14 protein-coding genes and 2 pseudogenes are annotated in these 24,251 nt (G+C 62.0%); 11 read left to right on the forward strand and 5 right to left on the reverse strand.

What is annotated here, in order from left to right; translation table 11 throughout:
- Window positions 1-10 precede the first annotated feature (10 nt).
- The gene (locus tag IM733_RS02615) at window positions 11-13,369 is read left to right on the forward strand and encodes a filamentous hemagglutinin N-terminal domain-containing protein (RefSeq protein ID WP_248919409.1); all 13,359 of its coding nucleotides are present in this window, start codon (window positions 11-13) and stop codon (window positions 13,367-13,369) included.
- Window positions 13,366-13,707, forward strand: a complete 342-nt coding sequence (locus IM733_RS02620; protein ID WP_248919410.1) for a hypothetical protein — start codon at window positions 13,366-13,368, stop codon at window positions 13,705-13,707. Before IM733_RS02615 ends, IM733_RS02620 begins: the two co-directional genes overlap by 4 nt.
- Window positions 13,708-13,804: 97 nt before the next feature.
- Here the strand turns inward: IM733_RS02620 and IM733_RS02625 are convergent, their stop codons facing one another.
- The gene (locus tag IM733_RS02625; RefSeq protein ID WP_248918673.1) at window positions 13,805-15,190 is read right to left on the reverse strand and encodes an IS4 family transposase; all 1,386 of its coding nucleotides are present in this window, start codon (window positions 15,188-15,190) and stop codon (window positions 13,805-13,807) included.
- 199 nt (window positions 15,191-15,389) lie between these two features.
- Window positions 15,390-16,187 (reverse strand): annotated as a pseudogene (locus IM733_RS02630) (transposase); the annotation flags it as partial.
- Between the two features lie 71 nt (window positions 16,188-16,258).
- On the opposite strand from IM733_RS02630, the gene IM733_RS02635 reads away from it, so the two are divergent.
- From IM733_RS02635 to IM733_RS02665, 7 genes and pseudogenes are all read left to right on the forward strand, one after another.
- On the forward strand, window positions 16,259-16,444 hold the full coding sequence (locus tag IM733_RS02635) for a hypothetical protein (protein WP_248919411.1): 186 nt from the start codon (window positions 16,259-16,261) through the stop codon (window positions 16,442-16,444).
- A 36-nt stretch (window positions 16,445-16,480) separates the two neighbouring features.
- On the forward strand, window positions 16,481-17,392 hold the full coding sequence (locus IM733_RS02640) for a hypothetical protein (RefSeq protein ID WP_248919412.1): 912 nt from the start codon (window positions 16,481-16,483) through the stop codon (window positions 17,390-17,392).
- 10 nt (window positions 17,393-17,402) lie between these two features.
- A complete protein-coding gene (locus IM733_RS02645; RefSeq protein ID WP_248919413.1) occupies window positions 17,403-17,750 on the forward strand; it encodes a hypothetical protein in 348 nt (115 codons plus the stop codon).
- Between the two features lie 360 nt (window positions 17,751-18,110).
- Window positions 18,111-18,452, forward strand: a complete 342-nt coding sequence (locus IM733_RS02650; protein ID WP_248919414.1) for a hypothetical protein — start codon at window positions 18,111-18,113, stop codon at window positions 18,450-18,452.
- 432 nt (window positions 18,453-18,884) lie between these two features.
- Window positions 18,885-19,474 (forward strand): annotated as a pseudogene (locus tag IM733_RS25625) (hypothetical protein).
- Window positions 19,475-19,545: 71 nt separating this feature from the next.
- On the forward strand, window positions 19,546-19,839 hold the full coding sequence (locus tag IM733_RS02660; protein WP_248919415.1) for a YrhB domain-containing protein: 294 nt from the start codon (window positions 19,546-19,548) through the stop codon (window positions 19,837-19,839).
- 970 nt (window positions 19,840-20,809) lie between these two features.
- Window positions 20,810-21,103, forward strand: coding sequence for a hypothetical protein (locus IM733_RS02665; protein WP_011533082.1), 294 nt, complete (start codon window positions 20,810-20,812; stop codon window positions 21,101-21,103).
- A 112-nt stretch (window positions 21,104-21,215) separates the two neighbouring features.
- Here the strand turns inward: IM733_RS02665 and IM733_RS02670 are convergent, their stop codons facing one another.
- Entirely contained in the window at window positions 21,216-21,530 is a 315-nt protein-coding gene (locus IM733_RS02670; RefSeq protein ID WP_248919416.1) for a helix-turn-helix domain-containing protein, read from the reverse strand.
- Window positions 21,517-21,837 (reverse strand): transcriptional regulator, encoded by a 321-nt coding sequence (locus tag IM733_RS02675; RefSeq protein ID WP_248919417.1) that lies wholly within the window; start codon window positions 21,835-21,837, stop codon window positions 21,517-21,519. Before IM733_RS02675 ends, IM733_RS02670 begins: the two co-directional genes overlap by 14 nt.
- 188 nt (window positions 21,838-22,025) lie before the next feature.
- Between IM733_RS02675 and IM733_RS02680 the strand changes: the two genes are divergently transcribed.
- Complete coding sequence (locus IM733_RS02680; protein WP_248919418.1) at window positions 22,026-22,415, forward strand: hypothetical protein; 390 nt, start codon at window positions 22,026-22,028, stop codon at window positions 22,413-22,415.
- Window positions 22,416-22,487: 72 nt separating this feature from the next.
- Here the strand turns inward: IM733_RS02680 and IM733_RS02685 are convergent, their stop codons facing one another.
- Window positions 22,488-23,078 (reverse strand): biliverdin-producing heme oxygenase, encoded by a 591-nt coding sequence (locus tag IM733_RS02685; RefSeq protein WP_248919419.1) that lies wholly within the window; start codon window positions 23,076-23,078, stop codon window positions 22,488-22,490.
- A 137-nt stretch (window positions 23,079-23,215) separates the two neighbouring features.
- Here IM733_RS02685 and IM733_RS02690 point away from each other — a divergent pair, with 137 nt between their 5' ends.
- Entirely contained in the window at window positions 23,216-24,247 is a 1,032-nt protein-coding gene (locus tag IM733_RS02690) for a DUF1176 domain-containing protein (RefSeq protein WP_248919420.1), read from the forward strand.
- Window positions 24,248-24,251 lie beyond the last annotated feature (4 nt).

Here is a 24,251-nt window from a genome sequence, read left to right on the forward strand (position 1 = left end):
GATGCCCGACATGGACGTTCGTCAGTTCACCTTCCTGGCTCGCCAGCCTTCCGCCGCCCTGAAACCGCGTGACACCTTCTGGGGTCTGTCCAAGCGTGGCCTGGCGTTCATGCTGGCGAACATGATGTTCTGGCAACCGCTGGTGGCCATGGCCGACGGCATCGTGGTCAACGGTAGCGCCACCCGCGTCGGCCAGGCCGGCAACGGCGTGCCGGTGATCAACATCGCCACGCCTAATGCCGCCGGCCTGTCCCACAACCGCTTCAGCGACTACAACGTCGGCCAGCAGGGGGTAATCCTCAACAACGCCACCGAGCGTACCCAGGCCACCCAGCTGGGCGGCTTCGTCGTCGGCAACGACCAGCTCCAGGGCCGCGCGGCGAACGTGATCCTCAACGAGGTCAACGGCACCCGTCCCAGCCAGCTCAACGGCTACACCGAAGTGGCGGGGCAGTCGGCCCATGTCATCGTCGCCAACCCCTATGGCATCACCTGCAACGGTTGCGGCTTCCTCAACACCCCACGCGCCACTCTCACCACCGGCCAGCCGGTGATCGAGAACGGCCAGGTGCAGCGCTACCAGGTCGAGCAGGGCAGCGTCGCCATCGAGGGCGCGGGGCTCAACGCCAGCAATGTCGACCAGTTCGAGATCATCACCCGCAGCGCCAGGATCAATGCCCAGCTGCAGGCCCGCCACCTGGCGGTGGTCGCTGGCGCCAACGACGTCGACGCCCAGAGCCTCAAGGCCACGGCACGGGCCGCCAACCCGGCGGACGCGCCACAGCTGGCCATCGACTCGTCGGCCCTGGGGGGGATGTACGCCGGGGCCATCACCCTGGTCGGCACCGAAGCCGGTGTGGGGGTCAAGCTCGACGGCCAGTTGATCGCCAGCGGCGGCGATATCCAGCTCGATGCCAATGGCCAGTTGCGCCTGGCCGAGGCCAAGGCAGAACAAGGCGCGGTGACTATCGCCGCCGGCCAGCTCGATGCCCGGGGCGCGGTGTACGCCGGCACTGATGTACGGGTCAAGACCCAAGGCGACCTGGACAACCGCCAGACCCTCGCCGCCGCCGGGCGCGTCAACCTCGACAGCGGCGGCCGCCTGAGCAACCACGGCATCGTCGAAGCCGGGGTCAACCCCGACAGCAGCCGCAACGCCACGGGGGACGTGCAGTTGCGCGCCCAACACCTGGACAACCGCGGCCAGAGCGTGGTGGCCAGCCGCGACTTGCACGTCAGCGCAAGCCAGACCCTCGACAACCAGGGCGGCACCTTGAGCGCCCAACGCAAATTGACGGCCAGCGCCGAGACGCTGGACAACCGTGGCGGCGGCCGGCTGCTCAGCGCCAGCCAGAGCGACCTGCAAGCCACCCGCCTGAACAACGGCCAGGGCGGCCTGATCAAGGCCGACGGCGCCATCGATGCCAAGGTCGGCCATCTGGACAACAACGCGGGCGAGCTGTCCAGCCAGGGTGTGCTGAGCGCCCAGGTGGCCAGCCTGGACAACCAGGCTGGCACGCTGACGGCCGGCCAGCAGCTGAACCTTGTGGCCAGCGGTGCGCTGAATAACCAGGCCAAAGGCCGGATCACCGGCAAGCAGGTACTGAACCTCAGCGTCGGGCAGTTCGACAACCGTGGCGGGATTGTCTCGGCCGAGGGCACGCTGCATATCGGCGGCACCCGCCTGGACAACCGTGAAGGTGGCCTGGTCAGTTCGGGCCAGGCCATGTCCCTGGCCGTGCAAGCCCTGGACAACCGTGCAGGTGAAGTCTCCAGCGTCACCGACCTGACAGTGGCCGGCAGTGAACTCGACAACAGCAGCGGCGGCCGCCTGCTCGCCAGCGGCGACATGCACTTGACCTTGCAGCGCCTGGACAACCACCTCAAAGGCCTGGTGTCCGGCCAGCAGGCGGTCGAGCTGCATGCGGCGCGGTTGGACAACAGCGAACAGGGCAGCCTGTATGCCAAGCGCGAGTTGTCGATGCAACTGAGCGCCGGGCTGAACAACCGCCAAGGGACGTTGCGCAGCGATGCCGGCCTGACCCTGCAGGCCGCCAGCGCCGACAATGACGGTGGCCGTGCCAGCAGCGCCGCGCCCCTGGTGCTGAGCACCACGGGGGCGTTCAGCAACCAGAAGGGCGAACTGCTGAGTGCGGGCACTGTGACCCTGAACAGCGCCAGCCTCGACAACCGTGGCGGCACCCTGCGCGGCGACGGCAGCGTGCAAGTGACCACCGGTGCCCTGGACAACCGGCAAGGGCAATTGACCAGCGCCGAGCGCCTGAAGCTGGTGGCGGCACAGGTGGACAACCGCCAGGCTGGCCACATCGCCAGCACCCAGGCGCTCGACGCCAGCGTCAGCGGTCTCGACCAGCAGGAAGGCGGCAAGCTGTACAGCACCGAGGGGCTGACCCTCGACCTGCGCGGCGGGTACCTGAACAACGCCACTGGCTTGATCAACGCTCACGGCCCGCTGGTGTTCAAGCAACTGGCCCAGGTCGACAACCAGAGCGGCGAGATCTCCAGCCAGCAAGGCTTCACCCTGACCGCGCGCGGCCTCGACAACAGCGGCGGCAAGCTGCTCAGCGAGCAGGCCCTGAACATCCGCCTCGAGCAGGCGCTGCGCAACGTCAAGGGCGAGGTGTCGGCGGCCGGGCTGAGCGCAACCGCGGCGAGCCTGGACAACAGCAACGGTGTGTTCGGCAGCCGCCAAGGGCTCGACCTGACCCTGGCGGGCGAACTGCTCAACGTCAAGGGCGAAGTCTCCAGTGCCGGTGTCGGCGTGATCGATGTCGCCACCCTGAACAACCGCAATGGCCAGGTCGAGGCCGATACCCGCCTTGTATTGACGAGCCATGGCGCGCTGCTCAACCAGGGCGGCACCCTGGGCGGCAAGCACCACGTGCAGGTGAACGCGGCGAGCCTGGACAACAGCCACGCCGGCAGCCTGTTCAGTGATGGCGGCCTGACCGTGAAGGTGGATGGCCTGCTGGACAACCAGGCCCAGGGCAGCATCCAGACCCACGGCGTGAACGACCTGCAGGCCGCGCAGCTGGACAACCGCGGCGGGACCCTGCGCGCCAACCAGGGCCAGGTGCTGCGTGTCGGCCAGCTGGACAACCGCGAGGGCGTGCTCAACAGCAAGCAGGGCCTGACCCTGAGCGGCCAGCACCTGCGCAACCAGCAGGGCCTGGTCAGTGCCGAGGGGCCGGTCACCCTGACCCTGGATGCCATCGACAATGACAAGGGTCGAATCTCCAGCAAGCACGACCTGCGGGCCACCGTGGGGGTGCTGGCGCAGCAGGGCGGTGAACTGGTCGCCCAAGGCGACCTGGCGCTCACCGGCAGCCGCCTCGACAACCGCGATGGCGGCATGGTCGGGGCGAAAAAGGCACTGACACTCACGGTCGAGCGCATCGACAACCGCGCCGGCGAGCTGTCCAGCCAGACCGGCACCGAACTCACTGGCCAGCACCTGGACAACAGCGCCGGCAAGCTGCTGGCCGGCACCACCCTGCAACTGACCGTCGCCGAGCTGATCAACCAGGCCAAGGGGCTGGTGTTCGGCCAGGCTGTCCACCTCACCGGTGACCGCCTGGACAATGCCGGGGGCAGCTTTGGCGCCGGGAAAACGCTGACGCTGCAACTGGCGGCGGGGCTGGACAACAGCGCCGGCAAGCTCACCAGTGAAGGGACCCTGGACCTGCACGGCCAGCGCATCGACAACAGCGACGGCCGCCTCTCCAGTGGCGGCGCGCTGAAGGTTGTCAGCACCGGCGAGCTGATCAACCAGGGCGGCGTCGTCGAAAGTGCCCAGGCCCTCACTCTGACCAGCGCCAGCCTCGACAACCGGCGCCAGGGGCTGCTCAAGAGCGAAGGCGCCGCCATCGTGGACAGCGGGCGCTTCGACAACCGCGACGGTGGGCGTCTGATCGCCGCCGGCAGCCTCGACCTCAAGGCCACGCAACTCGACAATGACGGCCGCATCGCCAGCGCCGGGCTGCTGACCGCCAACCTCGGCGGCCTCAAGCAGCAGGGTGGCGAGCTGAGCAGCAGCACCCAGCTCGACCTGGACATGAACGGTGCCGACCTGCACAACGCCGGTGTGATCAATGCACCGCTGCTGGTGCTCAAGCAACTCGGCGGCGTCGACAACCAGCACGGCGAGATCTCCAGCCAGCACGCCTTCACCCTGGCGGCCCGCAGCCTCGACAACAGCCACGGCAAGCTGGTCAGCGACCAGGCCCTGACCCTGCGCATCGAGCAGCTGTTGAGCAACCTCGCAGGCCGCATCAGCGCCAACGGCCTGGACAGCCGCAGCGCCAGCTTGGCCAATGCCGATGGCGTGATCAGCAGCCAGGGCGGCTTGCAGGTCACTGCCGACGGCCTGCTGGACAACCAGCACGGCACCTTGGTCGGCGATGGCGCCACGCAGGTGCATGCCAGCCACCTCGACAACCAAGGCGGCAGCTTGCACGGCAAGGGCGCGCTGAGCCTCGAAACCACCCGCCTGGACAACCAGGACGGCAAGCTGGTCGGCACCGACACCCTGCGCATCAGTGCTGCCAACCTGGATAACCGCAACGGCCTGATCGGCGCTACAAAAGCGCTGGAACTCGAGGTTGCCAGCCTCGACAACCGAGCGGGCGAACTGACCAGCAACACCGACCTCAGCGTGACAGGCCAGACCCTGGACAACAGCGACGGCGGGGTAGTGACGGCCGACCAGCACCTCAACCTGGGTGTCGCCCAACTGCTCAACAGCAACGGCGGCAAACTCAGCGGCCAGCGCTTCACACTCACCGGCACCGGGCTGGACAACAACGGCGGCAGCCTGCGCAGCCAGCAGCCGCTGGTGCTGCGACTGGCGGGCGAGCTGGACAACCGCGACGGCCTGCTGAGCAGCGAAGGCACCCTGGTGCTCGAGGCCGCCAGCCTCGACAACCGCCAGGGCCGGCTGTCCAGCGCCAAGGACCTGAAGGTCGAAGTCACTGGCCAACTGCTCAACCAGCACGGCGAGCTGGTCACCGACGGTACCCTGGCCCTGCGCAGCGCCGGCCTGGAAAACCAGGACGGGCGCCTTAGTGGGAAAGGCGCGACGACGCTGACCACCGGCACCCTGAACAACCAGGGCGGCCGCCTCGACAGCGGCGATACCCTGAACCTGACCACCGGGCAACTGAACAACGGTGGCAGCATCGGCAGCGCCAAGGGCCTGACCGCCAGCGTCAGCGGCCTCGACCAGCAGGGCGGCAAGCTGTTCAGCGATGCCGGCCTGACCCTCGACCTGCACAAAGGCCAGTTGAACAACCAGGGCGGCCTGATCAACGCGCTCGGCCCGCTGCAACTCGACAACCTCGCCGGCGTCAGCAACCACGAGGGCGAGATTTCCAGCGCCCAGGCCTTCACCTTCGCCGCCCAGCACCTGGACAACGCCCAGGGCAAGTTGCTGAGCAACCAGGGCCTGACCCTGCGCATCGCCCAGTTGCTGGACAACACCAAGGGCCTGATCGGCGCCGCCAGCCTCGATGCCCGCGCCGCCACCGTGGACAACCGCGGCGGCACCTTGAGCAGCCGTGGCGACCTGCTGCTGACCAGCGACGGCCGCCTCGACAACCGCGACCAGGGCCTGATCAGCGCCAACCAGGCCCTGACCCTACGTACCATGGCCCTGGACAACAGCGCCAACGGCCTGGTCAACAGCCAGGGCCGCCTCGAGCTGCACAGCGCCAGCCTCGACACCGGCAGCGGCGGCGAAGTCTCCGCCAAGGGCGCCATGGCCCTGGACCTCGGCGCGATCGCGCTGGCGGGCGGCCGCCTGGTTGGCGAGGATGCCGTCACCCTGGACCTGAACGGCAATGACCTGGACAACCGCAAGGGCAAGATCCTCGTCCAGGGGCCGCTGACCCTGGAGCGCCTGGGCGCCATCAACAACCAGGGCGGCGAGCTCTCCAGCCAGCAGGCGCTGACCCTGACCACCGACCTGCTCGACAACACCGACGGCAAGCTGATCAGCAGCCAGGTGCTGACGATCAACGCCGCCAGCCTGCTCAACCAGAACGGCCTGGTGTCCGGTTGGAAAGGCCTGGCCGTGACCGGCGCGAGCGTCGACAACCGCCACCATGGCACGCTGTCCAGCCGCAACGGCGCGCTGGATGTGCAGCTGTCCGGCGCCCTGCTCAACAGCGCGGCCGGTGCCTTGGTCAGCCAGGGCCGGCTGAGCGTCGCGGCCGCCAGCCTCGACAACACGGCCGGCATCCTTTCCAGCGGCGCCGGCCAGAGCCTGACCATCGCCGGTGAGCTGAACAATGGCGCCGGCGGCCTGATCGACAGCGGCGCCGAACTCGGCCTGCAAGCCACCACCCTCGACAACCAGGGCGGCACCGTCAATGGCCAGCAAGCCATGACCGTCACCGCCACCGACCTGCGCAACCAGGGCGGCACATTGGCCAGCAACGGCGGCCTGACCCTCGACTTGCTCGGCAAGCTGGAAAACGCCAACGGCAAGCTCGCCAGCGGCGGCCCGTTGCTGCTGCAACGCGCGACCCAGGTCGACAACCAGGGTGGTCAGATCGCCAGCCAGGGCCTGCTGACCCTGCTGGCCGGCAGCCTCGACAACCGCCAGCACGGCACCGTGGTGAGCAAGGGCCGCATGGCGATCACCACCACCGGCATCCTGCGCAACGACGCCGACGGCCTGATCTATAGCGAAGGCGCCGACCTGCAGGTCACCGCCGCCAGGCTGAGCAACCGTGGCGGCCTGATGCAAGGCCAGGGCGGCCTGAACCTCACCATTGATGGCGAGCTCGACAACCAGGGCGGCAAGCTGCTGGCCAGCACCGGGGACGTCGACGTCAAGGCCAGTACCTTGAACAACCAGGGTGGCACCCTGGCCAGCCTCAAGGGGTTGTTGCGCATCGAGGCCAACCAGAAGCTGCTCAACGGCCAGGACGGCGCCGGCAAGGGCGGTGTCCTGCATGGCCAGCGCCTGGACCTGACCGCAGGCAGCATCGACAACCAGCACGGCCGTATCGCCGCCCAGAACGGCGATGCGCTGATCAACACCGCCACCTTGGTCAACACCAACGGCGGCCTGTACGCCAGCAACCTGCTGAAACTCAAAGGCACGACCCTGGACAACAGCGCCGGCCAGATCGCCGCCGGGCGGGTCGAACTGGCGCTGGACGGGCAGCTCGGCAACCGCGCCGGGGTGATCGAAACCGACAGCACCCTCGCCGTGAAGGCCAGCGGCGTCGACAACCAGGGCGGCCAGTTGCGCGCCCTGGGCGTCGATGGCAAGACCGACCTGCAGATCGGCGGCGTGTTCGACAACCGCAACGGCCAGTTGGAAACCCGCAACACCGACTTCACCCTGAACGTCGCCGGCCTGCGCAACCAGGGTGGCAGCCTGCTGCACGGCGGCGCCGGCACCTTCGATGTCGCCACCGCCAACCTGCTCGACGCCGGTGGCAACGTGCTGACCCGTGGCGGCCTGACGCTGACCGCGGACACCTGGACCAACAGCAGCGTGATCCAGGCCGGGCGCCTGACCCTCAACGTCAACCAGTTGAACCAGACCGCCCAGGGCCAGTTGCTGGCCTCGGACCGCCTGGTGGGCACCGGCGGCAACTGGAACAACGACGGCCTGATCGCCAGCGATGGCTCGGCGCAGTTGACCCTGGCCGGGCGCTACAGCGGCAACGGTCGCTACAGCAGCCTGGGCGACCTCGGCCTGAGCGCCGGGCAATTGGACCTGGGCGCCGCCGGCAGCGTGGCGAGCGGGCAGGACACCACCGTCAACGTCGCCGGCCAGCTCAACAATGCCGGCCGCCTGACCGCCGCCGACAACCTCACGCTGACGGCGGGTGGCGTCACGAACAGCGGCACGCTGGCCAGCGGTGAAGACCTGACCCTGACCACCCCGGTGCTGCTCAACAGCAAGGGCCTGATCACCAGCGGCGGCGACATGCGCCTGCTGGCCGCAAGCTTCACCAACAGCTACGCCGACGTCTATGGCCTGGGCAACGTCCTGATCGCCCGTGACCCGAGCCAGGCCAAGGCCGACCTGCTGGACAACCGCTCGGGCACGATCGAAAGCGGTCGCAACCTGACGATCAACGCCACCACCGTCAACAACCTGCGTGACGTGTTCGACCATACGGAGCCGGAAAAGAAGTCGATCAAGATCACCGAGCTCGACTGCAACCTGATCCCTGGCCCCGGCTGTGATTTCCGCAAGAAAGGCCGGCGCAATGGCCTGTGGCAGATCGATGAGGTCGACAGCCTGACTGTCACCCGCAGCAGTGCCGCCGCCAACCTCAACAGCGGCGCCGACCTGCTGATCAACGCCCAGGTGCTGAACAACAGCAGCAGCGCGATCAGCGCCACCGGCAACCTCACCGCCAATGCCGTCACCATCAACAACAAAGGCTTGCAGGCCCAGGAGACCAAGACCACCCGCAAGTTCGTCAGCCACGTCAAACAGATCCACGGCGCGATTCCGGCCGCGGCCGCCTTCAACGCCAGGAACGCCACCAAACCGTCGGCGACGGTCGAGGCCGACCTCAGCAACTTCCTGAGCCTGATGGGCGGCGGCATGATTGCCAGGGAAGTCACCACCCTCAACGGTGATGGCCAGGCCTACGACGCGGTGATCCAGGCCGGCGGCAACGTGGCGTTGAATGCCGCGCAGAACATCAACAACAGCGTGGTCCGCTCGCACTACGCCTATATCGCGGCCGGGCGCACCAAGACCGACACCGGCGCGGGCAGCGGCTACTCCACCGCAGTCTCGATCAACGCCCAGCTACCGCCGGACCTGGCCCAGCAGCAGGTCAACCCGGTGACGCTACCGGGCTTCAGCCTGCCGACCAGCCAGAACGGCCTGTTCCGCCTGAGCGAGCAGGGCGCCAGCAGCGCGCAGGCGGCCCAGGGCAGCAGCACGGCGCAGCACTGGACCCTGGGTGGGGCCAGCGTCGACCTGGCCCAGCGCCAGCAACAGCCTGACAGCCAAGGCCGGACCCTCCAGCTGGACGCGGTCACGCCACTGGCCGCCAGCACCCGTGAAGTGACGGTGGCGGCACGCGAGGCCGCTGGCATCGATACCCGCGCCAGTGTGATCGAAGTGGCCGGCGTCGGCAGCGCCGATGTCGGTACGCTACAGCCCGTGCGCAGCCAGCCGGGTGCCATCACCCGGGTCGAAGGCATCGAAGCGCAGGCGCCGCTCGCCGTTGCCGAGCCGACGCCGAGCGTGGTCGCCGTGGTTGAACCGGCCCAGGTACCGACCCTGGTCGCCAGCCAGGCCATCACCCGCGTGCAGGGCCTGCCCGAGCGCCAGGCGCAGCCGCAGCCGCACAAGTACCTGGTCGAAACCAACCCGGCACTGACCGAACTCAAGCAGTTCATGAGCTCGGACTACCTGCTCGCCAACCTCGGCTACAACCCCGACCAGAGCGCCAAGCGCCTGGGTGACGGCTTCTACGAGCAGCGCCTGATCCGCGATGCGGTGATGGCCCGTACCGGCCAGCGCTTCATCGACGGCCAGAACACCGACGAGAAGCTGTTCAAGTACCTGATGGACAACGCCATCAAGAGCAAGCAGCAGCTCAACCTGGCGGTGGGCGTGAGCCTGAGCGCCGAGCAGGTCGCGGCCCTGACCCACGACATCGTCTGGCTGGAAAAGACCACGGTGCGCGGCGAGGAAGTGCTGGCGCCGGTGCTCTACCTGGCCCACGCCAACCAACGCCTGGCGCCCAACGGCGCGCTGATTGCCGGTAACAACGTCAATCTGATCGCCGGCCAGAACCTCGACAACGCCGGTACCCTGCGCGCCCTCGAAAAGCTCACCGGCACGGTCGGCAACGACCTGGTCAACAGCGGTCTGATCGAAGCGGGTGGCCGCCTGGATGTGCTGGCTGGCAACAACATCGTCAACAAGGCCGGTGGCATTATCGCTGGGCGCGATGTGTCGCTGGTCGCCACCAACGGCAGCGTGCTCAACGAGCGCAGCGTCACCGTGCACGAAAGCAGCGACGGCGTGCTCAGCGAGCGCACCGACTTCCTCGACAGCGCGGCCCGCATCGAGGCGGCCAACGACCTGAGCGTCAAGGCCGGGCGCGACGTCATCAGCAGCGCCAGCGTGTTGCAGAGCGGTCGCGACTTGACCCTGCAGGCCGGGCGCGACCTGAGCCTGGGCGTGGTCGAGCAGGTCGGCAGCCATGCCAACGCGGCGGCGCGCCACAACAGCTCGACAATCACCCAGCATGGCTCCGCGGTCCTGGCCGGGCGTGACATATCGGCGGTCGCCGGCCGGGACCTGGCGGCGATTGCCAGCCAGATCGAAGCCAAGCGCGACGTGGCGATGTCGGCCGGTGCCGGCCTGAGCCTGATCTCGGCGGCCAACGAGCAGCATTCGGCGGTGAACACCAAGAAGGTCAAGGCGCGTGAAGACCACGTGCAGCAGGTGTCCACCACCGTCAAGGCCGGTGGCGACGTCGCCCTGATCGCCGGCCAGGACCTGGCGATGAGCGCCAGCCGGGTCGAGGCCGGGGACGAGGCCTACCTGGTTGCGGGCGGCCGGCTGGGCTTGCTGGCGGCCGAAGACAGCGATTACTCGCTGTATGACAAGAAAAAGAAGGGCAGCTTCGGCAGCAAGAAGACCCAGCGTGATGAAGTGACCAAGGTGACCCAGGTGGGCAGCGAGGTCATCAGCGGCGGCAACCAGACCCTGCAAAGCGGCGGCGACCAGCTGTACCAGGCGGCCAAGCTCGACAGCGGCCAGGACATCACCATCGCCAGCGGCGGCGCGGTTACCTTCGAAGCGGTCAAGGACCTGCATCAGGAGAGCCACCAGAAGAGCAAGAGCGATCTGGCGTGGACCAGTGCCAAAGGCAAGGGCCACACCGACGAGACCCTGCGCCAGACGCAGATGGTCGCCCAGGGCGAACTGGCGATCAGAGCGGTCGATGGCCTGAACATCGACATCAAGCAGATTGACCAGAAGTCGGTGCACCAGGCGATCAACGCCATGGTCCAGGCCGATCCCAAGCTGGCCTGGCTCAAGGACGCCGAGCAGCGTGGCGATGTGGACTGGCGCCAGGTCCAGGAACTGCACGACAGCTTCAAGTACAGCAATTCCAGCCTCGGCCAAGGGGCCATGCTGGCGATCATCATTGTCGTGACCGTGTTGACGGCCGGGGCTGCAAGTGCGGCGGTAGGTTCTGCTGCGGGCGCCACTGCGGGGTCCGGTTCGGTAATGGCGGCGGCAGGCACTGCCACGGCTGCGACCACGACCACCGCCACGGCCGCCGCTGCGACCACTGCCGCTGCGAGCACCGCTGCGACGGCAGCCGCGACCACTGCTGCCGCGACGACCGCTGCGACGACCGCCGCGACCACTACGGTGGCTGCTGGCTGGGGCAATGTCATGGCCTCCTCGGTGCTGACGGGGATGGCCAGCAACGGCGCGGTCAGCTTCATCAACAACGGCGGCAACCTGGGCGCGACGTTCAAGGATGTCACCTCGAGCCAGAGCCTGCGCGGCTACGCCACAGGCGCGCTGACCGCCGGCTTTACCGCCGGCGTGCTGGACAACGCGTTCGGGGTCACGGGGGACAACGTCAACCGGGTGACCAAGGGCTTCGACCTCAGCAAGCTGTCCGATATCGGCAAGTTCACCGCCTACTCAGCTGCGCAGGGCGCCGCCCAGGCGTCGTTCAGCACGGCTCTGCAGGGTGGCAGCCTCAAGGACAACCTGCGCAACTCCCTGGCCTCCCAGGCGCAAGGCGTGCTGCGTGGCGTGGCGTTCAATGCCGTGGGTGACTTCGCCAGCGATCACAAGTGGGCGAACGCCAGCGTCGAGAAGACCGCGCTGCATGCACTGGTCGGCGGCCTGCTTAGCGAGGCTGCGGGCAAGGGCTTTGCCACCGGCGCACTGGCGGCGGGCGCCAACGAGGCGATGAGCGAAGGCTTGAGCAAGCTGGTCAAGGGTGACAAGCAACTGGAACTGATGGCTTCGCAGTTGGTGGGTCTGACTTCGGCGGCGATGGTCGGTGGCGACCTGCAGACCGGGATCGACATCGCCAAGGACGCGACGGCGTACAACCGTCAGTTGCACCCTGAGGAGAAGCGCCTGATCAAGGAGAAGGCGGCTGAACTGACGCGTGAGCGTGGGCAGCCGAAGCTGGAAGGGTTCACCTGGGAAGAGTTGTTGACACTGGCCAGTGACAGCCAGCTGGACAACAGCGCCGAGCGTAAATACAACGCCCTGCGCGCCCAACTGCAGGCCAGCTCGCAACAAGGCAACCCACTGACCGCGAAGTTCGACAGTGACATGGAGTTCGCCAATTTGGTCGTGCGGCAGATGAGCGAGCAGGGCACGCCGCTGCACTGGAAGGATGGCTCGGTCATCACCGCGCATGGCAAGGAGGTGCGGGCGTTCCAGGCGACGGCCGAGCAGAAGGCGGACAGCCAGCTGTTTGCCAGCAATGGCAGCGGCAGCTTCGGGCCCATCAGTGGCAACCTGCAGGGCGATGTCGAGCGTTTCGGTGCGGGGACTACGCTGAAGCGTCACTCCGAGATCGGCCTGTTCAATGGGTCAAGCGATGCGTCCGATACGACGATGCAGCGTGTCCGGGACTCGACCATTGGCGGGTTGAAGGACTTCACCCTGCTGGATGTGTTGCCGTTGGGCCGTGCGGCCAGTGTCGGCGGCAAAGCGGTTGCGGCCGTCGAAGCCAAGGTGGCGGAGCAGGTGGGGGAGGCTGTCCTGAAGGGCGGTGCGACCTACGTTGAGAGCAAAGTCATCCAGGCCAATACCACGGTACAGCTGAGCGAGGCGGTGACGCTGGCGGGCGGGAAGGTGCTGCCCAAAGGCAGTGTGGTGACGGTGGCCGACGATACGATGAAGGTCGTTTACCCGAATGGGGTGAGTGAGATAGGGTCGTATGGTAAGGCGGTGGGGCAGCCGTTGGCGTTGCCGGGGGCTAACGGTGCAAAAGGGGCCGCGACGGCCGCTGAAACAGCGACTCAAGTTCCTGGGCGTGTCCAGTCACGTGTCAACTTGATGACTGGTAACAAAAGTGCAGGTTGGGAGCACGTTGTTAGCCGTCATTTCAATTCAGAAGTGAATGCAAGCCAGTTCACAGTTTCTCAAGGTGAGCTTCGTATGTTGCTTAAAAGTAAAGAGGTGGTTGGTGCTCCCGTAATCAGAACACTCGAAAGCGCACAGGGTATTAGATATGTCCGAGAAATAAATCTTGCTCAGCCTGTCGGTGTTGATAAATTCAGTGGTCAGCCAACCTCTACCATGACTGTACTTACTGATAAGTTGGGAAATTTAATTACAGCTACTCCGGGGGTTATCAAGTGAAACTAATTGGGAGCCTTGTTGAGCAGGATTTTCGTGAGGAGCTTTCTAAATCATGGGATGGGCTTAGAAGTCAGGGTAGTAGAGTGCTGTCAATTTTACAAAGTAGGCTGGGGGGTATTAATAGCGCTTTTGTGCTGAGCTGGACGCCTGAGCAGGCAGAGGATTTGTATATAATAATGGTTAATGGGGTTTATGTGGTTTGGCTTGAGGCTTTAAGAGAGAGTGGGGAGTTGGTAAGTTTTGAGATGACCACTGTAAAAGAATATGAGAAATCGCTTCGCTCTCGGCAGCATAAAATTAAATTGGCGGTTGCGCTTGATTTGGCAGGTAGGCTTTAATATTAATTGCCGGCTATTGAAGGTGCTGTTATCGCTGGCGAATATCTTCGGGAAAAGGGGGCGGGACGCGGGAAAAGGGGACGGATTTGAATGGCACTTACTTAACATGCTTCGGATGCCCATATCTTCTGATCTCTGCCCTTGCTGATCGACGTGGCTTGGTCAGCAAGGGGTAGGCCTGAGGCCTTCGTTTTATGGCCCGAGGCTCGACACGACCAGGCCGGTTGCCCACACGCCTTTGAGCAATCAGCATCAGCAAATCTGCTAATTGATCTTCCCCATCACCGTAGCTGCGCTGTCGTAGCGCCAGCCATAGCTGGAGACTGTGCTTGAAACTCAGCTCGCGGGGCAAGCAATCGGCCATTAACGCCGATTGCGACATGAGCATCCGGATCAGGTTGTGTGCCAGCAGATAGACCCACAGCTCCTTGACCGCCATCCCTGGGGTTTTGCAGCTCAGTTTCCCCAATCCCAACGTTGCCTTCAGGTTTCGCAAATCCAGTTCGACATGCCAGCGTCCTTTGTAGAGCGACCTGAGGGCTGACTTGGGTGTTTGTTTTGGGCATTGCAACGTTGTCACCAGGATCTTTCCACCGGCCTTCAGCTCTCTCACCGTCAGCCTCTGCGGCGCCTGTTCATAGTGCGCCATGCTCATCCATGGCGGCCTGCATGCAGGCTTTTTCAGCTCGATCAAATGGTCATCCGATCCGAGACGTTGTCCTAAAGCAAAATCAGTACTGCGCCGCCGCGCTCCATATTGTTCGAACACGCCATCGATGCCCCTTCGCTGCAGCTCACACAACAGAAAGTAAGTGGCGTAATAGGCATCGCCCAACAGAATATCGCCTGTTTTCAGCACATTGAGCATTGACCTGAGCAAGGTCTGTTCATCGCCGCCTTTGCCTCTGAAGCGGCCCAAAGCAGCGTCCAGAACGGTACCGCTACATAGACAGACAATGCCAACCATTCGGCAGAGTGGGAAACCCAGGCCGACCTTCTGCCCCCGTGATTGTGGATATGCAACCTGATTGGCAGCCGTGTCGGGCATCGAAACGGTTGTTCCATCAACAAGACGCACGGGCCGTCCCCTCCAACGCCACGACGAGGGGGCTTGATCACTGATCGATGAAGCCGTGTGACGAACCAGTGTTGAGACCATCTCCACCGGTAGGCGCTGTCTGGCTCTGCAGAAGGCGCCTGTACGAGTGCTGTTGGGCTTCATACCGTTGCAGGATCGCTTGATGGAAAAGTCATTGACCGCCTGCTGGCAGGAGCGATCAGCATTCATTGCTTGAGCCAGGAACATCGAGAGCGTTTCAGTCGGTGGGAATAGGCGCTCTCGATGTGCTGGCAACGCTGACTCGACACGCTTTAGCAGTTCGGGGGCCATGAGGAGATCGAAAAATGCCTGAGCGTCACTGGTCGAAGCATGGTGGCGAAAACGCTGCTGTTGATGCTGAAGGATTTGACGTCTACGATCCATTCTGGGCTGCGTCCTTGGCTTAATGGTGTGTGTTCGCAACTATCACCGTAGACCAAGGCCAGCCCTTCTTCATTTTTTTCTTATGGATCAAAGGGTTGATGGCTAAGTAAGTGCCATTCGGGACGGATTTATTTTCCTACTCTAATTTCAGCCTTTTGTGGTGAGAAAAGGGAGAAAAGGGGGCGGATTTGAATGGCACTTACTTAACATGCTTCGGATGCCCATATCTTCTGATCTCTGCCCTTGCTGATCGACGTGGCTTGGTCAGCAAGGGGTAGGCCTGAGGCCTTCGTTTTATGGCCCGAGGCTCGACACGACCAGGCCGGTTGCCCACACGCCTTTGAGCAATCAGCATCAGCAAATCTGCTAATTGATCTTCCCCATCACCGTAGCTGCGCTGTCGTAGCGCCAGCCATAGCTGGAGACTGTGCTTGAAACTCAGCTCGCGGGGCAAGCAATCGGCCATTAACGCTGATTGCGACATGAGCATCCGGATCAGGTTGCGTGCCAGCAGATAGACCCACAGCTCCTTGACCGCCATCCCTGGGGTTTTGCAGCTCAGTTTCCCCAATCCCAACGTTGCCTTCAGGTTTCGCAAATCCAGTTCGACATGCCAGCGTCCTTTGTAGAGCGACCTGAGGGCTGACTTGGGTGTTTGTTTTGGGCATTGCAACGTTGTCACCAGGATCTTTCCACCGGCCTTCAGCTCTCTCACCGTCAGCCTCTGCGGCGCCTGTTCATACTGCGCCATGCTCATCCATGGTGGCCTGCATGCAGGCTTTTTCAGCTCGATCAAATGGTCATCCGATCCGAGACGTTGTCCTAAAGCAAAATCAGTACTGCGCCGCCGTGCTCCATATTGTTCGAACACGCCATCGATGCCCCTTCGCTGCAGCTCACACAACAGAAAGTAAGTGGCGTAATAGGCATCGCCCAACAGAATATCGCCTGTTTTCAGCACATTGAGCATTGACCTGAGCAAGGTCTGTTCATCGCCTCAAGGAGAAGGCGGCAGAGCTGACGCGTGAGCGTGGGCAGCCGAAGCTGGAAGGGTTCACCTGGGAAGAGTTGCTGACACTGGCCAGTGACAGCCAGCTGGACAACAGTGCCGAGCGTAAATACAACGCCCTGCGCGCCCAACTGCAGGCCAGCTCGCAACAAGGCAACCCACTGACCGCGAAGTTCGACAGTGACATGGACTTCGCCAACTCGGTCGTGCGGCAGATGAGCGAGCAGGGCACGCCGCTGCACTGAAAGGATGGCTCGGTCATCACCGCGCATGGCAAGGAGGTGCGGGCGTTCCAGGCGACAGCCGAGCAGAAGGCGGACAGCCAGTTGTTTGCCAGCAATGGCAGCGGCAGCTTCGGGCCCATCAGTGGCAACCTGCAGGGCGATGTCGAGCGCTTCGATGCGGGGACGGCGCTGAAGCGTTACTCCGAGATCGGCCTGTTCAATGGGTCAAGCGATGCATCTGACTGGACGATGGAGCGTGTTCGGTCCGATGCGGTTGCCGGGGTGAATAACCTCACCCAGGACCTGCTGGGAGTGTTGCCGTTAGGCCGTGCGGCCAGTGTCGGTGGCAAAGCGGCTGCGGCCGTTGAAGCCAAGTTGGCGGAGCAGGTGGGGGAGGCTGTCCTGAAGGGCGGTGCGACCTACGTTGAGAGCAAAGTCATCCAGGCCAATACCACGGTACAGCTGAGCGTGGCGGTGACGCTGGCGGGCGGGAAGGTGCTGCCCAAAGGCAGTGTGGTGACGGTGGCCGACGATACGATGAAGGTCGTTTACCCGAATGGGGTGAGTGAGATAGGGTCGTATGGCAAGGCGGTGGGGCAGCCGTTGGCGTTGCCGGGGGCTAACGGTGCAAAAGGAATAGAAATTGCATCAGGTAAGTTTGACTATCTGTTTGGCCGTGTTGCTAGTAACTCCCATAATGCTGCCCGTTCGAATCAGCTAGCGCTTGAAATGAAGAGACTTGGTGTTCCAGACAATGCTGCTGGTCGTCAAATGCTGACTGAACACTTGACGCTTTCTGCCAAAGCCGAGGGTAATGTGATGAGTACTTTCTCCAACCAGTACGGAAAATTTGAGGTCAGAGAGTCCTTGTTCATGGGGCCATCAGGTAAGGCTGCTAATTTCCAGAGCACGTTCCAGGTTCTTGATGATGGAACTCGTAAGCTCAGCACAGTCATACCACTTCACTGAGGAGACCCCAATGGAATTTCCAAGTACAAATGACTTTTTGGAGGAGTTTGGTATCGAGCCTGTTGAGGTAGATCCAGGCTTGGCTCTATGTCGCTATATAAAGAAGTCAAAAGATAGTGGGCTTGAAGTTGATATTTCTTTTAGTGCTGTAATGGAGTCATTTCAGGTGGTCCTAAGGCTTGCTACACATGAGTTGGCAATTGTTTCCTCGGAAAATGTAAAGTCTATTGAACTGGTGCGGGATAGTTCGGGGGCAGGGGTTCGTGTTGTTTTTGATATTTGTGAGTCGACTTCAGAGGCTAGGGTGATATTTGAACCTGAAGTGAGTTGTCGATGGTGGGTATTGCGTAATGTGTAGGGGGAAAGGGGGGATTTGAATGGCACTTACTTAGCAATCAATCCTTTGATTAGTAAGAAGAAATGAAGAAGGGCTGGCCTTAGTCCCTGGTTTTGCCGAATTTGACCGGGAAATGGGGACGCGGGAAAAGGGGGCAGATTTATTTTCCTACTCTAATTTTTGCTCTTGAGGCTCCGTAGAACGCAAGTGATTGTGTCGGGTCGTATACGAATTTGCGTGGGTCAAGGGCAGACGCATTGAGCGGAGGAAGCCGGGTAGGTCGAAATTAGAGTAGATCAAATAAATCTGTCCCCATTTTCCCATGACTGTACTTACTGATAAGTTAGGAAATTTAGTTACAGCTACTCCGGGGGTTATCAAGTGAAACTAATTGGGAGCCTTGCTGAGCAGGATTTTCGTGAGGGGCTTTCTAAGTCATGGGGTGGGCTTAGAAGTCAGGGCGGTAGAGTGCTGTCAATTTTACAAAGTAGGCTGGGGAGTATTAATAGCGCTTTTGTGCTGAGCTGGACGCCTGAGCAGACAGAGGATTTGTATATAATAATGGTTAATGGGGTTGATGTGGTTTGGCTTGAGACTTTAAGAGAGAGTGGGGAGTTGGTAAGTTTTGAGATGGCCGCTGTAAAAGAATATGAGAAATTGCTTCGCTCTCGACAGCATAAAATTAAATTGGCGGTTGCACTTGATTTGGCAGGTAGGCTTTAATATTAATTGCTGGCTATTGCTGGCTATTGCTGGCTATTGCTGGCTATTGCTGGCTATTGCTGGAAAGTTTTTTGTTGCCGATGAACGTGAGAAACAGGAAAGGAGGCGAACAGGAAAAGGGGACGGATTTGAATGTCTCTTACTTGGCAATCAATCCTTTGATCTGTAAGAAAAAATGGAGAAGGGCTAGTCTTGGCCTACGGTGATATGGAGAAAAGGGGGCGGATTAATTTTATCTACTCTAATTTTTTACTCTTGTGGCTCAGGAGATAGCGAGTGATTGTGTCGGGTCGTATATGAATTTGCGTGGGTTAAAGGCAGATGTATTGAGCGAAGGAAGCCGGGCAGGTCGAAATTAGAGTAGATAAAACAAATCTGTCCCCATTTTTCCAGAGTGTACAGTCAAGAGGGATTCTTGAGGGGGTTTGGACAATGACTTTTAACGAACTGCTATCTGAAGAGTTGTGGAGTGGTGAAAAAAGTGTGTGTTTTTTTGTGTGTAAGGGGGTGTGCTATTGGGTTTTAGATTATAAATATAATTTCTCTCTTGATGCGGAGAAGGATTATTCTGCGTATTTGAAGAGGGGGTATATAACGCAGGAGCAGTATGAGCAAGCATGCAAAGAGTTTAGGGGGGTGTTTTAAAACTTACCTCTGATAATTTTCGGGAGTATTTGGTTTGCTCGAGTGCAACCCTTGTCTCTAAAGTGGAATTGGAGGATTATTTCAATTCAGCCGGGGAGGGAGGGTTGCTGAGAACTGTTGAGAATTATTATTTGTCGGGAGGTGAGCTAGAGGCGGATGTAATTTGTTCTGTTGGAAGAGCTGTGTCTAAACTGCCAATGTTTTATATTAATTTTGATAGAAAAATATACATGCACATGGATTATGGTAGGTCGCATGAAGAGCTGGCTTATGCTGATTGGTTTGCTAAATGCTCAGATTTTGGCTTTTTGATTCCAGATGTAGAACGATATTGGGTAAGGGGTGGTGATTATTGGAAGCTTAGGTTTATTCATTAAGCAGGCCAGGCTACGGAGAGGTGTTGAAGGAGTGGTTGTGCGGCTGCTTAGGGAAAAGGGGGCAGATTTGAATGAACCAATTGATGATCACTTATGCATGTGCGTTGAAGAGGGTAAAGGAATATTTAATGGATTCGGAAATTCCTTTGCAAATCACATATGAAGGTGAGTTTTCCGAGGGGTGGTATTTCTGCTACCAGTCAAAGGAATTTATAGAGACCGGTGAGTTGTCAGCTCAGCTCGCAGGGAATGCCCCATTTTTGATTGATAGGCAGTCTGGTGAGCTTCATGTTCTCGGAACAGCAAAACCCTTAGAGGGTTATCTGGATGACTACATAAAAAACAAATCCGTGAAATCGAGATGATGTAGTGGTGCAAAACGGGGAAAGGGGGCAGATTTGCGGAAAGGGGTTCGGAAACGGGGACAGATTTGAATGGCACTTACTTAATATGCTTCCGGAAAAGGGGACGGATTTGAATGGCACTTACTTAGCAATCAATCAGTAAGAAGAAATGAAGAAGGGCTGGCCTTGGTCCCTGGTTTTGCCGAATTTTGCGAAGCTTCGAGGTGTACGACGGGAGAGGTGCAGCGCCTATCAGATCGAGCGCCGCCCGCGCGGCGCATCGCGGATGAATCCGCTCCTACGCTTGTTGCAACGTGGCCATGACCGCTAGGCCATGGTTGTTCGCCTTGTTGGTACGGCGCGGTTTTTCGGCTGGCACTGCCGCCGCCCCGCCCGGTTCACGCCATGCGCCAAGGCTGGCAACCATGGCCTCACAGGTGCGGCACGTTGCAACAAGCGTAGGAGCGGATTCATCCGCGATGCGCCGCGCGGGCGGCGCTCGATCTCGAGCGCGCTGCAAGGCCGACGGCGAACACCTGGCCGCCAATACGCGGTCAAAAGCCCTGCGTCCAAAGGCCTCGAATAAGCAAGCTGTAAGAATGCTCTTCAGACTTTCCTGATTCCATGTAGTCCATTTCCCATTCAAGCTTTCACGGCCTTTTCGCTGTTGTTCCAGCCTGCCGCATTCCTTAGTCTCGCCCGGTCGTTGCCAATTCAACGACCGGGTGTGCAAGCCCGTACAGGTACAGCGCGAAAGCGCCTTGTGAGCCTGTCGCTATCTGCGACAAGGGTTCTTCAATGGCGGCTATGCGTTGGGAGACCTTCGGGTCTGCCGGGTTCCTGTATCCTCGGTCTTGCACCCCTGCGCATAGCTGCCACCTATTCGAGTGCAAGCGGATTTCGGCAGTTTTCCCATGACGGTACAGGAGTGCTGAACCATGCTGAAAATAGTGCCCGATCCACCCCAAGCCTTACCCCAGGAGGTTCACCCATGAGCCTCGACCCTCGCAATAAAACCCACCCCCCACGCCCAACCACGGCCCATGCCCATTTCGGCACCTGCAACGACGCCCACCCACCCATGTTCTCGGTACACGCCGGCATCGACGGCGAGGATGCGCTGGTGTGCGCCGTGGCCGCGCTGCGGGCGGCCTATGAAACCAATGCGATGGCATTGGAAAGGGCAGGCGAGCCGTTGCGCAGCCTGCTGGTGGCGACGGAGAACTCCCTGGAGAAAGGCCTGGCGCTGTCGTCGGCGGTGCTCGACGGGATAGAGCGCGGCTAGTGCCGAAGCCCGTTCGCCGGCAAGCCGGCTCCTACATCAGAAGTATTTGGCTCTCGTTGTAGGAGCCGGCTTGCCGGCGAATGGGCTTACGATGTTTGCACTGGGGCCGCTATCAACGCGCCTGCAGCACTTCGCGAAACACATCCGGCCGCGAGGCGGCAATATGGAGCAAGGAGCGGGCAGCCCCTGAAGGTTTGCGCCTGCCTTGCTCCCATTCTTGCAAGGTGCGTACAGAGACCCCCAACAGTTCGGCAAACCGAGACTGTGACAACCCGGTTCTGCTTCGCGCTTCGGCGGCTGGGGTCAACTCGACCTGGTGAACGGCGCCATGGTGCCCGGCTTTTACATCACGGATGGATTCAAGCAATTCGGCACCGATATCGCGCTTGCTGTCTCGCAGCAGTAGATCTTTCTCAGTCAGGGGCATGATTCAGTTCCTTCGCGATCTTGCGCAACACATGCGCGGGAATGTTGTCTGTGGCGCCCTTGCCATAGATGAGCAGCACGACCAGAGCGCCACTTGCGAGCTGAGCTGTGTAGATAATCCTGACAGCGCCTTGCTTGCCTCGGCCGTCCAAGCTCCAGCGAACTTTGCGACACCCTCCCGAACCTGGCACGACCGCTCCGGCTTCCGGTTCGTTGGCAAGGTAGTGCATGAAGGCGCCGTGTTCGTCCAGGCTCCAGTAGTCTGGCCACAGCTTTGAGAAAAGTGGGGCCTCAATGATTGTCAGCATACCGCATCCCTACGTCTTTGACGTGGGGATGTTGATGCCAATGACCCTGGTTCATAAAGCAGCTGCTTGTATCGAGAGGTTGCTTGCGAAGGTGCCTGTGGCTTGTCGACAGCCAGCCTTGCCCGTAGCATCCGCAACCCCGCCAAAGGCCTTTCGGGATTGCAGGCCGGCTATAGGACCAAGGAAGAATGTTGCCGCTGTTTTCACGCCTGCTGTTGCACACCCTGGCCTGCGTGGCCTTTCCCTTTCTACTGCAGCTAGGCTTCGACCTCTACCGGGCGCACGTCGGCCCGCCCATGGCGCGTGGCGTCGGGGTCGGCCTGGCCACGATGCTGGTGTTCTACACGTTCATCTTCTTCAACCTGCTGATGGTGGCCATCCCGCAGGCGGCGGTCCGTTATGGGTTGGCGCTGTTGCTGGTGCTGGTGGTGCTGGTCTACTTCAACCCTTTGCATCCGGTGCGCGCACTGGGGTTCGCCGCGTTGTGCGGGGGGCTGTGCCTGGTGGCGATCGTGTTGACGCCGTGGGGCACCCGGTTGCTGCGCTTGGTCGGCAGGCGGGGCGGGCGGTTGGCTTGACTGGTGTACTGAATTGCCCTGAAGCGGGTGCCTGGCACCGGCTTTGCCGGTGTTCGCCGGCAAGGCCGGCTCCTACAGGGGGAGGGCCGGCTGCAGTAGCACGCCTTGTTGATCGAGCCACTGCTCGAAGCACTCGAAAGTCGCGATGGCGGCGTCGACCGATTGGGCCTGGGTTGTAGCGCTCGCCTCGGCCAGCCGTTGCAGGAATGCCCGCCAGTTCGCGCCCGTCGCCGGGCCATACACATCGAGGAAGGCGCCGCCGCTGTCGGCGTCGATGCCCAGGCGTTCGGCCATGGCGCGCTTGAGCACCTGGCCACCGAGGGTGGAGCCTTCGAGCACGTACATCACGCCCAGGGCGCTGGCCGCGCTGTCGATGCCGGGTAGGGAGTGGCAGCGGGGCAGGGCGGCGATGGCGTGGGGCGTGTGGTTCAAGGCGCGCAGGTCGCGGGCCAGGGCCGGCGCTTTGCGTCGCTCGAGGGGCTGGTAGCCGGCCAGTGCGGCATCCAGTGGCGCGTGGAAGCCATGGTAGGCCTCGACCAGGCGCCGGTAGGCCGGCAGGTCGAAACCTGCGCTGAAGAACGGCAGGCGTTGTTCCAGGCCCTTGTGGCAGGCGCGGGTGCCTTCGCGCAGGGCGTGCAGCAGGGGGCTGGCGGTTTCGGGCATCGTCACGCTTCTGGCCGTGGGGGTAGACGCGATACTGCCAGAAACCCGTGGCCAGTCACCACTGCGGCCGTGCTTGTACTCTGCCGCGTATCTGCAATCATGGCGCCTTTCGAGACGAGCTGACTCAAGGACGCAGCATGGAACGTGCGACAAGATGGAACTGGTTGGCCCTGGCGCTGTTGCCGGGCCTGGTGGCGGCGGCCCCTGAGCCGGTGCCGCTGTACCGCGAGATCAAGGATTGGGCGGTGGGCTGCGACAACACCCGCGCCTGCACGGCCTTGCTGGCGATTGACGATGAGCTGATGACCGGGCTGCACACCATCGTGCGCCGCGAGGCGGGGCCCAAGGGCACGCTCGAACTGACCCTGCGCGTGGGGCCGACCTATGTGGACCAGCTGTTGCTCGATGGCCAGCCGCTGTCGGCCGGCTGGCAGCCTATCCAGCGTCAGTACGATTACGACCTGCGCCTTGAAGGCGATGAGGCACTGGCGTTGCTGCGTCAACTGCGCAATGGCGAACGGCTGAGCGCGCTCACCGAGGATGGCGAAGTGGTCGCTTCGTTGCAGGGGCTCAGCGCCGCGCTGCTGGCGATCGATGCCGTGCAGGCGCGGGTCGGGCATGCCGATGCGCTGGTGCGGGTGGGGGATGCGCCCGCCGCCAGCGTGCCCGCCGCACCGCCCGTGGCGCATTTGCCGCGCTACATCGCGGCGCCGGCACTGGATGACAACCACCGCCAGGAGATGGGGGATGCGGTGCTGCGCTGGGCGACCGAGCAGGGGGTGATGGAGGACAGCCGTTACAACAACCTGGAGCTGCATCCGCTGGATGAAGCCCATGCCCTGGGGATCCTGAGCACCGGATGCAGCGGGGAGTTCTGCGCCAACTACCTGTACCGGGTGTCCCGCAGTGCGCCCTATCAAGTCAGCGAGTTGAGCGTAGAGGCACCGGTCCCACTGCTGGCGCCCAACCTGAGTGGCTTCATGGCGTTCGACGCTCTCACGGGCCAGCTGTATGCCACCGACAAGAGCCTGCTCGAACGCGGCTGTGGCCTGGTGCAGCACTGGCGCTACGACGGTGCGCTCATGCGCCCGGAGCGGGTGGCCAGGATGGACCGTTGCGGTTATGTGAAACCGGAGTTCTGGCCGGTGCTGTGGCGGGCCGAGGGTTAGCCCC

This window comes from Pseudomonas entomophila (genome assembly GCF_023277925.1).
Classification (GTDB): domain Bacteria; phylum Pseudomonadota; class Gammaproteobacteria; order Pseudomonadales; family Pseudomonadaceae; genus Aquipseudomonas; species Aquipseudomonas entomophila_D.

Bases quoted from the DNA above. Each gene is read 5' to 3' on its own strand.
- IM733_RS02680 (WP_248919418.1), top strand. From the start codon at position 22,026: ATGTTGCCGCTGTTTTCACGCCTGCTGTTGCACACCCTGGCCTGCGTG.
- IM733_RS02660 (WP_248919415.1), top strand. From the start codon at position 19,546: ATGAACCAATTGATGATCACTTATGCATGTGCGTTGAAGAGGGTAAAG.
- IM733_RS02675 (WP_248919417.1), bottom strand. From the start codon at position 21,837: ATGCTGACAATCATTGAGGCCCCACTTTTCTCAAAGCTGTGGCCAGAC.
- IM733_RS02615 (WP_248919409.1), top strand. From the start codon at position 11: ATGGACGTTCGTCAGTTCACCTTCCTGGCTCGCCAGCCTTCCGCCGCC.
- IM733_RS02670 (WP_248919416.1), bottom strand. From the start codon at position 21,530: ATGCCCCTGACTGAGAAAGATCTACTGCTGCGAGACAGCAAGCGCGAT.
- IM733_RS02690 (WP_248919420.1), top strand. From the start codon at position 23,216: ATGGAACGTGCGACAAGATGGAACTGGTTGGCCCTGGCGCTGTTGCCG.
- IM733_RS02645 (WP_248919413.1), top strand. From the start codon at position 17,403: ATGGAATTTCCAAGTACAAATGACTTTTTGGAGGAGTTTGGTATCGAG.
- IM733_RS02625 (WP_248918673.1), bottom strand. From the start codon at position 15,190: ATGGATCGTAGACGTCAAATCCTTCAGCATCAACAGCAGCGTTTTCGC.
- IM733_RS02665 (WP_011533082.1), top strand. From the start codon at position 20,810: ATGAGCCTCGACCCTCGCAATAAAACCCACCCCCCACGCCCAACCACG.
- IM733_RS02685 (WP_248919419.1), bottom strand. From the start codon at position 23,078: ATGCCCGAAACCGCCAGCCCCCTGCTGCACGCCCTGCGCGAAGGCACC.